7 protein-coding genes are annotated in these 12,670 nt (G+C 39.3%); 1 reads left to right on the plus strand and 6 read right to left on the minus strand.

The window, feature by feature from the left end; translation table 11 throughout:
* Window positions 1-2: 2 nt before the first annotated feature.
* The 6 genes from rapA to mltF form a co-directional block, all read right to left on the minus strand.
* Window positions 3-2,921: an RNA polymerase-associated protein RapA gene (gene rapA / locus ACFFHK_RS03255; RefSeq protein ID WP_382369297.1), complete on the minus strand. Its 2,919-nt coding sequence runs from the start codon at window positions 2,919-2,921 to the stop codon at window positions 3-5.
* A gap of 387 nt (window positions 2,922-3,308) precedes the next feature.
* Entirely contained in the window at window positions 3,309-4,184 is an 876-nt protein-coding gene (gene hslO, locus ACFFHK_RS03260; protein WP_382369300.1) for an Hsp33 family molecular chaperone HslO, read from the minus strand.
* A 64-nt stretch (window positions 4,185-4,248) separates the two neighbouring features.
* A complete protein-coding gene (gene nhaA, locus ACFFHK_RS03265; protein WP_382369303.1) occupies window positions 4,249-5,424 on the minus strand; it encodes a Na+/H+ antiporter NhaA in 1,176 nt (391 codons plus the stop codon).
* Window positions 5,425-5,610: 186 nt separating this feature from the next.
* The gene (gene pyrE / locus ACFFHK_RS03270) at window positions 5,611-6,252 is read right to left on the minus strand and encodes an orotate phosphoribosyltransferase (protein ID WP_382369306.1); all 642 of its coding nucleotides are present in this window, start codon (window positions 6,250-6,252) and stop codon (window positions 5,611-5,613) included.
* An 8-nt stretch (window positions 6,253-6,260) separates the two neighbouring features.
* On the minus strand, window positions 6,261-6,983 hold the full coding sequence (rph, locus tag ACFFHK_RS03275) for a ribonuclease PH (protein ID WP_382369310.1): 723 nt from the start codon (window positions 6,981-6,983) through the stop codon (window positions 6,261-6,263).
* A 105-nt stretch (window positions 6,984-7,088) separates the two neighbouring features.
* Window positions 7,089-8,471: a membrane-bound lytic murein transglycosylase MltF gene (gene mltF, locus ACFFHK_RS03280; RefSeq protein WP_382369313.1), complete on the minus strand. Its 1,383-nt coding sequence runs from the start codon at window positions 8,469-8,471 to the stop codon at window positions 7,089-7,091.
* A gap of 148 nt (window positions 8,472-8,619) precedes the next feature.
* Between mltF and purL the strand changes: the two genes are divergently transcribed.
* On the plus strand, window positions 8,620-12,528 hold the full coding sequence (gene purL, locus ACFFHK_RS03285) for a phosphoribosylformylglycinamidine synthase (RefSeq protein WP_382369316.1): 3,909 nt from the start codon (window positions 8,620-8,622) through the stop codon (window positions 12,526-12,528).
* Window positions 12,529-12,670 lie beyond the last annotated feature (142 nt).

A 12,670-nucleotide genomic window follows, 5' to 3' on the forward strand; every position in this document is an offset into this window, starting at 1 on the left:
CGTTACTCTTTGTTACTAATAATGACGCGTAAGCTATCTAAACGCCAACTTGCAGCATTGAGTTGCTGTAAGGATTGTTCGATCAGCTGTTCTAGCTGAGTAATTTCGTCAGGGCGAATATTCTTATTCACAGCTTGCAAGGCGGTTAAACGATTTAATTCTGCATATAATGTTTTATCTGCATTCTCGATTGCTTGTTGGATGATTTCATTGGCTTGTGGTGCAATGAGCTCTTGTGAGTGCTTAATTAAACGCTCAACATCTGCTTTTGTCATTTTAACCATTTTATTCGCCACATTTTTATTAATTGGTTTCAGCTGTTTTTCTAATCCTTTGAATGAAACCTGTGGCGCAAGATTATTCCCTTTAATATCCAATAATAAACGTACTGGTGTTGGTGGCAAGAAGCGAGTTAATTGTAATGATTTCGGTGCCTGTGCTTCGACTACATAGATTAACTCAAGTAATAATGTGCCTGCGGGTAAACCTTTATGTGGTAACAGGCTTACAGCCGTTTTACCAATATCACCAGAGGTAATTAAATCAATACCGTTGCGAACCATAGGATGATCCCAAGTGAGGAATTCTACATCTTCACGAGCTAAAGCGAGTTGACGATTAAAGGTAACGGTAGATCCCTCTTCTTTTAAACCTGGGAAATCAGGGACAAGCATATGTCCTGTTGGTTGAATAACAATGGAATCTTCACCTAAATCCTCTTGTTCTAAACCGATGACATCAAATAGATTTAAGCAGAAATTAACTAAGTCAACTTGACCATCTTGTTGTTCAATATCGGCTGCAAGTTGTTGGGCAGCTTCGCCGCCATTAGAATTTAATTCTAAGAGGCGATCTCGCCCTTGTTCTAATTCTTGTTGTAACGTTGCTTTATCTTTGGCAACTGCTTCAATAAAGTGCTTAAATTCCTCAAGATTAATGTCTGGATTATTCAAGAAAGTTTGTAATTGTTTGCCATATTTCGCAAATAAAGTTGCTCCCATTGGACAGGTTTGTTCAAATGCTCCAAGCCCCTGTTGATACCAATCCATGAGAACCATTTGTGCAGTATTGTTGAAATAAGGAACGTAAATTTGAATATCTTTATGTTGCCCAATACGATCCAAACGACCAATAGATTGTTCTAATACATCAGGATTGAGGGGGAGATTAAACAATACTAACCGACTGGCAAACTGGAAGTTTCGCCCTTCAGAACCAATGCTAGAACTAAGTAAAACTTTTGCGCCCTCTTCTTGTTGTGCAAAATAAGCGGCAGCGCGATCACGTTCGACAATGGACATTTTTTCGTGGAATACTGCGGATCGAATTCCCTCTTTTTCACGCAGAATTTTTTCCAGTTGTAGTACGGTGCTGGTTTGCTGACAGATAACTAATACTTTCTCTTGAGTATGATTCTTTAAAAAGGTAAATAACCATTCAATACGAGGGTCAAATTCCCACCATGCTGCATCGTGATTGAATTGTTGGAAAATCATCTCTGGGTACAACGTATCTTGGTTGTTGTTTTGATTCAGTAAGTTGGCTACCTTTTGTGCGTTAGCATACTGTTTCGGTAATTCTAATTTAACCTGATGCAAAATACGTTTTGGGAAGCCTTTAACCGCTTGGCGGGTATTACGGAATAACAAACGACTTGTCCCATGACGGTCAACCAAATTTGCCATAAGTTCGTTTTTTGCTTCACGAACTTGTTCTTGATGACTGTTGACACCATTAATGATCCGAAGTAATGGTTCGATATCTTGTTCAGATAATAATTCTGTAAGGGTATTTTGTTCGTCGTTAGTTAATTTATGATCAGATAGCAAACTATTCACGGCATCAGCGACAGGACGATAGTGAGCTTGCTCATCAACAAAGGCTTGATAGTCATAGAAACGGTTTGGATCTAACAGACGTAAACGTGCAAAATGACTTTCCTGTCCTAGTTGTTCAGGGGTTGCGGTTAAAAGTAAAACGGAAGCTGTTTGTATGGCTAATTTTTCGACAAATGAATAGGCTTCACTCGGTGCATCAACGTGCCATTGTAAATGGTGGGCTTCATCGACAATGAGCATATCCCATTGTGCGTTAATCGCCTCTTGCATTCGATTCGGCTGCGTGATCAACCAATCTAATGAACAAATTACTAACGACTCACTTTCAAATGGGTTGATGTTGATACTATGCCCATCTTCATCTTTGCGATCGAAATCTTGGCAACGTTCTTCATCAAAGAGTGAAAAGTTGAGATTAAATCGGCGTAACATCTCAACTAGCCATTGGTGCTGTAATGTTTCAGGAACTAAAATTAAGACACGCTCAACACGTCCAGAGAAAAGTTGTTGTTGTAAAATCAATCCTGCTTCTAATGTTTTTCCTAAACCAACTTCATCAGCAAGTAAGACTCGAGGTGATAAACGGCGCCCAACTTCTTGTGCAATATGTAATTGATGTGGAATTAAACTTGCACGGGTACCACGCAAACCTCGCAATGGTGATTGAAATTGTTGCTGTTGATGTTGTAATGCGTGATAGCGTAATGAAAAACGATCATTACGATCAATTTGAGCAGAAAAGAGACGATCTTGCGGTTTGCTAAACGTAATGTGATGAGCAAGATCTAATTCTTTGATCACTACCTCTTCATTGGAGGTTAGATTCTTTACCAAATACAAGGCAACGCTGTGATTTTCCATTACTTCAAGGACTTCTGCTTGCCACCCTTCATGATGATTAATAATGTCGCCTACTTGAAATAACACACGTGTCATTGGGGCGGCAGCAACAGAATAAACTCGGGTTTCATCTGCGGCAGGAAATAAAAAAGTAACAGTTCGATTATCAACTGCGGTAACTAAGCCCAATCCTAGGTTATTTTCGCTTTCACTAATCCAACGTTGTCCAATGGTAAATGACATAGTTTGTATTCTTCTCTTATCTGTTCTGAGCAATCGTAAAAATAAGGGCGGATTTTACTCTGAATAAGATGGAAAGCCAAAGGATTTACATGATTTTTAATGTTTTATTTGGAGTAGTTAAATGATTTATTTTTTCACTCAAATGGCGATTTAGGTTTCAGCCTAGTGTCTTGCTATACCTCATTTTGTTAAGATTTTCCGAGCGACAAAAGCGGATTTTCTGTGAAAAATTAGATGTTTTTGCCTGAAAATCTTTCCTATATTTTGGCAGCTTATCAGAAACTCTTTGAGTATCTTACTTAAATCTAGATTAGTCAGCAGTCTAAACGCTTATTCTTGTTGAATAAGCGTTTTTGTTACTTCATTAATGTAGGCTTTGTTACTTCATTAATGTAGGCTTTGTTGCTTAATTTCTCTTACTTTTTGTTCAGTGAAAATATAGTGTTTACCACAACATTCACACTGCATATCTAATTCTGGTTTTTCTGCAAAAATCTCAGTAATTTCTTCTTCTGAAAGTAAGCTGATTGCGCCTGCGGAACGTTCTTCAGAACAACCACAGAAAAATTCTGTGGTGTGTGGTGGGTAAATTTCTACCGTTTCTTCGTGATATAAACGATATAACATCTCTTCTGCGGTCAAGCCAAATAACTCTTCGTCTTTTACCGTTGCGGTTAAGGTGGCAAGATGATCAAAGTCATCAGGTGAGCCTTGTCCATCAGGCATAATTTGTAACAACATACCAGCAGCAACGGCTTCACCTTGATATTCCCCAAAATGAATAAATAGTTTGGTTTGCAACTGTTCAGAACGAATAAAGTAATCTTCTAAGCATTCAGTAATAGTTGGTTTATCTAATGCGATGACACCTTGATAACGTTCTCCCTCTTCGGGAATGATAGAGATAACTAACACGGCTTTTCCAACCATATCAGAGAGACGCATTTGATCCGTAATGTCGCCTTGTACACGAGCTAATGCTCGTAATTGTTGCTGATCATTACCATTAACTAACGCTAATCTTAAAGGTCCATCACCTTGGATTTGTACGGTAATATTTCCTTTAAATTTTAAGGTGGCGGTCAATAAGCTGGTTGCCACCAGTAATTCACCTAGCAGATTTTGTACTTTACGTGGGTAGTGATGGGTATTGAGAGTTTCAGTAAATGTCTTATTTAAGCGAACCCATTCACCACGTACCGCACGATTGTTAAATAAAAAACGATAAAGTTTATCGTTGTCTTGTGTATAAGTCTTTGCCATAAAGTTGTACCTCAAAAAAATCTTTCCCAATATAAGGATAGGTTTTAGATTTACAAGAGATTGATTAGTGATTTTTCGTTATCTGTTTTAAAGTAAAGAAGCCTAAAATGGCTGATAATATAGATGCTGTTAAGATCCCAATTCTTGCCAGAATATTGAGTTCGTGTGCATCTTGTTCAAAGGCTAAACCTGATAAGAACATAGACATCGTAAATCCAATACCACATAACAGTGAAACGGCAAAAATATGTCGGAAATAAACTCCCTCAGGTAGCTTAGTTAATTTTAATTTGACTGAGAGATAGCTAAAGCCAAATACGCCCACAGGCTTACCAATCAGTAGTCCAAGTAATACGGCAAATGGTAGTGGTGAGATTAACGTTTGCCAATCAACACCTTGAAATGAAATACCAGCATTAGCAAAAGCAAATAACGGTAAAATCATAAATGTTACCCAAGGAGCAAGAGCGTGTTCTACTCTATGAACTAAATTTTCGCCGTTATTTGCTTGGAGGGGAATGGCAAAACCGATAATCACGCCAGCCAAGGTGGCATGTACTCCAGATTTTAATACGCACACCCATAAAATAATGCCAACTACGCCGTAAGGTGTCAGTGAGCTCACTTTGTAATGATTCAATAAGAATAAAATAAGAATAGAGCAACTCGCACCAATTAGCGCCACTGAACCTAATTCACTAGAGAAGAAAAGGGCTATGACGATAATGGCACCTAAGTCGTCAATAATGGCTAGGGCTAAAAGGAAGATTTTTAACGGTAAAGGAACATTTTTACCGACCAATGCCATAATACCTAGTGCGAATGCAATATCGGTTGCCATCGGGATCGCCCAACCTTTACTAAGTTCAGGCGAAGCTGAAGTGGCGAAATAGAAAAAGAGTGCAGGAACGATCATTCCACCTAAAGCAGCAATAGCAGGAAATAATGCAGTTTTATAATTTGATAGAGATCCTGTAAAAAGTTCTTTTTTCACTTCTAAACCAATGGATAAAAAGAAAATAGCCATTAAGCCATCATTAATCCAAAGTAATAACGGTTTGTGTAAACGAAACTCACCAAATTGGAATGCTACTGTTGTTTGCAGAAAGGCTTGGTAAAATTGTGCTGTAGCTGTGAGATTAGCGAACATAATGGCTAAAAAAGTTGCAAATAATAGTAGGATACCGCCAGCAGGTTCACTTGTTATAAATTGTTTTAGTCGTTGTGATAGTTGTTGCATAAAGACTCCCAAAAGCCAAAAGAAATATAAATAAAAAATAATGTGATAATAGATTAGCTTGAGATTGTATTGTCTAAACGTATAGCTAGTTTATTTAAGTAAGAAAATAGTTATACCATATTCTAGCAATGGTGTTTGTGTTATTTGCTATTACCACCTAGCAATAGCTAAGTGGTTAAGTCTTAATTAGATACCGTATTGTTGCCGATATGCCAACATTTTTGGTAGAAATTGAGCGTACTGTTCAGACTGTTGTAAATAAGTGAGTAGGTGTTCAAATGTAATAATCGAACTGACGTGGCAGTGATAATCGCGTTCAACTTCTTGAATCGCAGAAAGTTCACCTTTCCCTTTTTCTTGACGATCTAAAGCAATCATGACGCCAGCAAGTGTAGCATTATTTGCTGCAATTAATTGCATTGATTCACGGATCGCCGTGCCAGCGGTAATGACATCATCAATTAATAACACTTTCCCTTGTAATGGACTACCAATTAAGTTACCGCCTTCACCATGATCTTTTGCTTCTTTGCGATTAAAACAGACTGGTTTATTCAAATTGAAATGATGATAAAGGGCGGTTGCGGCTGCTGTCGCAATAGGAATGCCTTTATAGGCTGGACCAAAAATAACATCATATTCTAGTTGTTGAGCTTGAATGGCTTCTGCATAGAATTGCCCCAATTTTGCTAAATCTTCACCAGTATTAAATAAACCAGCATTGAAAAAATAAGGACTAATTCGACCTGATTTTAAGGTAAACTCGCCAAATTTTAATACTTGGCGACTTAACGCAAATTCAATAAATTGTTGTTGGTAAGTTTGCATTTTCTTTCCTATTGAGTTTGGGCTAAAGCCGCTTTTTGTGCTTGATTAATTTGTGCAATACCTTGTTTTGCTAACGCAAGTAATTCTAGCAATTCCTCATGGCTAAATGGCTCACCTTCGGCAGTCCCTTGAATTTCAATCATTTTGCCTTCATCGGTCATCACCACATTCATATCCGTTTCGGCATTGGAATCCTCAATATATTCAAGATCACAGACTTTTTGATTGCCAACAATACCAACCGAAACTGCTGCAACTAACCCTTTGATTGGATTTTGGCTAAGCGTACCGTTATCTAACAATGTTTGAATTGCATCATATAAAGCGACAGCAGCACCACTGATTGCCGCTGTGCGTGTACCACCATCTGCTTGAATAACATCGCAATCTAACGTGATGGTACGTTCGCCAAGTAAGTTTAAATCAATCATTGCACGTAAAGAACGACCTATTAAACGTTGGATTTCCATGGTACGCCCACTTTGCTTGCCTTTCGCTGCTTCACGCTGCGTACGAACATTGGTAGCACGTGGCAACATACCATATTCAGCGGTAATCCACCCCTGATTTTGCCCTTTGAGAAAACGAGGCACAGAATCTTCAATCGTTGCGTTACATAGTACTTTAGTATCACCAAATTCGATTAACACAGATCCTTCGGCGTGTTTAGTATAGTGGCGGGTAATTTTGATAGGACGCATCGCATCAGTTGCACGATTGTTTGGACGCATAATAAATCTCCAAGTTAGCCAAAAAGGAAAGTGATTTTAGCATAATTACAATGGATTTTGGCTGAGCGATGGGAGATTTGTTTCTGGTAATGTATCTTCTTTTAGTCATTGCGTCTGTTCTTGAATCCGATAGTAATTCACAATGCTGTTATGATAGCGACGAATATTTTCGACGTATTGATAGGCTTCATAACCACGTGCATAGCCAAATTTTAATTTACTGTAATATTTTTTGTCGGCTAACAACGGCAAATTTGCTTTAACATCTAGCCAATTATTGGGATCCCCACCTAAACTTTCTGTCAAGCGTCGAACATCGAGTAAATGCCCTAAACCTAAGTTATAGGCGACAAGAGCAAACCAAATTTTATCTTCTGTTGCAATAGTTTCAGGCATTTTTCCTAATAACATATGTAGATATTCGGCACCTGCTTTAATACTTTGTTCAGGATCGGTTCGATCTTCAATATTCATTCGATTAGCGGTTTCTTTGGTCAGCATCATAATGCCCCTTACACCAGTAGGAGACGTGGCATTGGTATCCCAATGCGACTCTTGGTAGGAAATAGCGGCAAGCAGCTTCCAATCCAATGGAGCAGCATAACGTTGAAAGAGCGGTAAATAGGTTGGCAGTGTATTTTCGATCGCAGAGATATAGGTTCGCGCATCAACATAGTCAAAACGAGAAAGGTGGCTAAAGTATTTTTCCTCAATGCGTGAAATCAAGCCTGATTCTTGTGCGGTGTTCATAAAATCAAGCAACGCAGCTTGCAGTTCATTGTAGGGGTTTTTTGGTAAATACCAGTGGACGGAAGTTTCTTCAGTTAAATCAAAACCCACAGCTAAATTAGGTTTCACTTGTTGAATAGAAGCAACATCAAGCGAGTTAGCGATGGTGTAATCTATCTCTCCGTTAGCGACAGCTAGTAAAGCTTCTTCTGGAGAAATATTACTATCTACTTGCCACTCTAATTGAGGATATTGTTGTTTTAATTCTGAAAGTCTTTTTTGCAGATTGACATTATTGATGGTGAGTAATTTCCCTTTTAATTGGTTAATGTCATAAGGGCGAGGTTTGTCTTTTCGATACACAAGCTGCCAAGAGGCAGAATAGTAACTTGGACCAAGCTGAAAGTGTTCTGCCTGCTCTGATTGATACATTAAATTTGCTGCGGCAAGATCAATTTGATTATTTTCTAATGCTTGCAGGAGGTCTTCTGAATTATCAAAGGTTTTAATCTGAAGTTGTACGTTCAGATAATCAGCAAACGCTTTAGTCAGTTCGTATTCTAACCCTGCTGCTCCATTAGCATTGACAAAGTAAGAGAAGGCATTATTAATTGTGCCAACCACTAATTCATCACGCTGTTTGATTGAAGAATAAAGATTATCATCAGAACGCATAATTTTTTGCCATGGGAAAACCATGTCAATAGCCCATAATAATAGACCGAATGCAAGAATGATACGAATGGATAATCCTTTCAAAGAAACCTCAATAGTTGGCAATAAAAAGGCGCATTGTATAAGATCTAAACGATAAGTACAAATAAGCCAATACGCAAACGTTTCCGTTTGTTGTGAGTTCAGGTATAATACGCACCGATTTTTTTATTTACAGTTAGGTAATAATGCTATGATGCTGATTTTCCGTGGTGCAACCGCTCTTTCTGATTTTCGACTCTCCCGCCTTTCTTTACAACTTGCTGAACAACAAATTTCATTGCGTAACTGCGAAACGCATTATCTCTATTTTGTGGAAGTAAAAAAGCCGCTTAATCCTGAACAAATTGAGCATTTAAATCAACTTTTTGACGCGAATGCAGTAATGGCTTTCCCTGTTACCCAAGTAACAGAAAGCTTCTTACAAGGACAAATTGTGATTCCACGTATAGGGACAATTTCCCCTTGGTCATCAAAAGCAACAGATATTATTCATAGTTGTGGTTTAAATGACGTTGTACGAGCAGAAAGAGGGATCCTCTATCATTGTGAATTTGATACAACATTGACAGCAGCTCAACAGGATCAATTCGTGAAATTAATCCACGATCGTATGATGGAAGAGGTTGTAGAGGATTATGACCGTTTAATTGAAATTTTTGCGCAACAAGATCCAAAACCATTGCAGACAGTAGATTTATTAGCAGGTGGGCGAGCAGCGTTAGAACAAGCTAACGTAGAGTTAGGCTTAGCGTTAGCCAGTGATGAAATTGATTATTTAGTCGAGCAGTTCACTTTGTTAGGTCGTAATCCAACAGACGTTGAATTGTATATGTTCGCGCAAGCAAACTCTGAACATTGTCGCCATAAAATTTTTAATGCGGATTGGATTATTGACGGTGAAGCGCAAGCAAAATCATTGTTTAAAATGATTAAAAATACTTATGAAAAAACACCTGATTATGTGTTGTCAGCCTATAAAGATAATGCTGCTGTTATGGAGGGATCCACAGCGGGGCGTTTCTTCCCAGATCAAGATGGTACGTATCGTTATCATGCAGAACAAATGCCAATTTTAATGAAAGTCGAAACGCATAATCACCCAACGGCAATCTCACCATTCCCAGGTGCAGCAACAGGTTCGGGTGGAGAAATTCGTGATGAGGGTGCAACGGGACGAGGCTCAAAACCAAAAGCGGGATTAGTCGGTTTTTCAGTTTCTAATTTATGTATTCCTAACTACCAACAACCTTGGGAAGATGTGCTTTCAAAACCAAATCGAATTGCGTCTGCATTAGACATTATGTTAGAAGCTCCGCTGGGTGGTGCTGCATTTAATAATGAATTTGGTCGCCCATCATTATTAGGGTATTTCCGTACTTATGAAGAAAAAGTAAATAGTTTTAATGGCGAAGAAGTGCGTGGTTATCACAAACCAATTATGCTTGCTGGTGGAATGGGAAATATCCGTGAAGAACATATCCAAAAAGGTGAAATTCCTGTTGGAGCAAAATTAGTAGTATTGGGTGGACCTGCGATGAATATCGGGCTTGGTGGTGGAGCAGCCTCTTCAATGACATCAGGCAAATCTGCGGAAAATTTAGATTTTGCTTCCGTACAGCGAGATAACCCTGAAATGGAGCGCCGTTGCCAAGAAGTGATTGACCGTTGCTGGCAAATGGGAGCAGAAAATCCAATTCTCTTTATTCATGATGTGGGGGCAGGTGGTTTATCGAATGCGATGCCAGAGTTAGTACATGATGGTGGACGAGGGGGACGCTTTGAATTGCGTAAAATCTTGAGTGATGAGCGTAATATGAGTCCATTGGAAATTTGGTGTAATGAATCGCAAGAACGCTATGTATTAGCGGTGAATGCCGATAAGTTACCACTGTTTGAACAATTATGTGCTCGAGAGAAAGTACCGTATGCGGTGATTGGTGAGGCAACAGAGGAACAACATTTAACGTTACATGATGAGTATTTCGCGAATAAACCGATTGATTTACCAATGAATGTGCTACTTGGTAAAACGCCAAAAATGCAACGTAATGAAGTGTCAAAACAGGTGAATTCACCAGCATTAGCAACAGAAAAAATTGATTTAACCGAAGCATTACATCGAGTATTACGCCTCCCTGTTGTAGCGGAAAAAACTTTCTTGATCACGATTGGCGATCGCTCAATTACAGGAATGGTCGCACGCGATCAGATGGTTGGACCGTGGCAAATTCCAGTAGCGGATTATGGTATGACAACGGCAAGTTTTGATACCTACCACGGAGAAGCGATGTCTATTGGTGAACGTGCGCCAGTTGCGTTACTTGATTTTGCTGCTTCTGCTCGCTTAGCGGTTGCAGAAGCGATTACCAATTTAGCGCCAGTCAATATTGGCGAATTAAAACGGGTAAAACTGTCTGCTAACTGGATGTCTGCTGCGGATCACCCTGGTGAGGGAGTAGGTTTATATCAAGCAGTAAAAGCGATTGGTGAAGAACTTTGTCCTGCACTTGGGCTGACAATCCCAGTGGGTAAAGATTCCATGTCAATGAAAACAACATGGCAAGAAAATGGTGAGCAGAAAACAGTTACTGCACCGCTTTCGTTAGTGATTAGTGCATTTTCACGTGTAGAAGATGTGAGAAAAGCGGTAACACCACAACTTCGGACGGATAAAGGGGCGAGTGAACTCATTTTATTAGATTTAGGTGAAGGAAAGAATCGACTAGGGGCAACTGCATTAGCGCAAGTCTATAAACAATTAGGTGATAAACCTGCTGATGTTGAAAATCCACAACGCTTAAAAGCCTTTTTTGATGCAATACAACAGTTAGTCCAAGAACAAAAGTTGCTAGCTTATCATGACCGTTCTGACGGTGGATTGATTGTTACTTTGGCAGAAATGGCATTTGCAGGAAATTGTGGCGTAACAGTTGATATTGAGAAGTTAGGCAACGATGATCTGGCAGTATTGTTTAATGAGGAATTAGGTGCCGTATTACAAATTCGCCAAGCAGATCATCAACATGTGTGGGATATTCTCGCCCAGTATCAATTAACAGAGATTGCAACTGTTTTAGGTGAAGTTACGGCGGATAATGAGATTATCATTAAACGTGGAGAACAATTAGTTTTACAACAATCTCGTTCTGTATTACGTCAAATTTGGGGCGAACTCACATGGCAAATGCAACGTTTACGTGATAATCCAGCGTGTGCTGATCAAGAGTATGCAGCAAAACAGCAAGCAGATAATCCAGGATTATCCGCTAAACTTAGCTATGATCCAAATCATGATGTCGCTGCACCTTATATTGCAGTAGGTGCAAAACCAAAAATTGCAATATTGCGTGAGCAAGGCGTAAATAGCCATGTAGAGATGGCAGCAGCTTTTGATCGTGCTGGCTTTGCGGCATCTGATGTACATATGAGTGATTTAGTTGCTGGACGCCACAATTTAGTGCATTTTGATGCGTTAGTGGCGTGTGGTGGATTCTCGTATGGTGATGTTCTAGGTGCTGGTGGCGGTTGGGCGAAATCTATCCTATTCCAAAATGATTTACGTGAACAGTTTAGTCGTTTCTTTGCTGATCAAAATAAAATTGCATTAGGGGTATGTAATGGTTGTCAAATGATTTCGCATTTGAAAGAGATTATTCCAGGTGCTGATTTATGGCCGAAATTTGTGCGTAATCGTTCAGAACGTTTTGAAGCACGTGTTGGCTTAGTTAGAATTAATGAAAATAACTCATTATGGTTTGAGGGAATGGCGGGGTCTCATATGCCGATTGCGGTATCGCATGGAGAAGGAAGAACAGAATTTGCCTCTGAACAACAAATTGTTGAATTACAACAAAATCAACAGATTATTGCGCAGTATGTGGATAATTACCTTAATCCAACCGAACAATACCCAGCTAATCCAAATGGTTCTCCATTGGGGATTACCGCGATAAGTAACCGAGACGGGCGCATTGCAATTATGATGCCACACCCTGAGCGAGTTTTCCGTAGTGTAACTAACTCGTGGTATCCAGATGATTGGAGTGAAGATGGGGCTTGGCTGCGTTTATTCCGTAATGCACGAGCTGCTTTAAAGTAATAACTAAATGTGGAATTTAGCTGTTTCGCTGAAAAAAACAGCGAACAGCTAAAAAAATAAAAAATAGGGTTGCAAGGCGCAAAAAAATGCCTATAATGCCGCCTCACGCAACAAGAGCGGAGCTGTCGCTGGAAGTAGCAGT

It is taken from the genome of Gallibacterium trehalosifermentans, assembly GCF_042433055.1.
GTDB classification, from domain to species: Bacteria; Pseudomonadota; Gammaproteobacteria; order Enterobacterales; family Pasteurellaceae; genus Gallibacterium; species Gallibacterium trehalosifermentans.

What these genes read in the sequence shown, in the direction of transcription:
- nhaA (WP_382369303.1), bottom strand. Translation starts at nt 5,424, where the DNA reads ATGCAACAACTATCACAACGACTAAAACAATTTATAACAAGTGAACCT.
- purL (WP_382369316.1), top strand. Translation starts at nt 8,620, where the DNA reads ATGATGCTGATTTTCCGTGGTGCAACCGCTCTTTCTGATTTTCGACTC.
- hslO (WP_382369300.1), bottom strand. Translation starts at nt 4,184, where the DNA reads ATGGCAAAGACTTATACACAAGACAACGATAAACTTTATCGTTTTTTA.
- rapA (WP_382369297.1), bottom strand. Translation starts at nt 2,921, where the DNA reads ATGTCATTTACCATTGGACAACGTTGGATTAGTGAAAGCGAAAATAAC.
- rph (WP_382369310.1), bottom strand. Translation starts at nt 6,983, where the DNA reads ATGCGTCCAAACAATCGTGCAACTGATGCGATGCGTCCTATCAAAATT.
- pyrE (WP_382369306.1), bottom strand. Translation starts at nt 6,252, where the DNA reads ATGCAAACTTACCAACAACAATTTATTGAATTTGCGTTAAGTCGCCAA.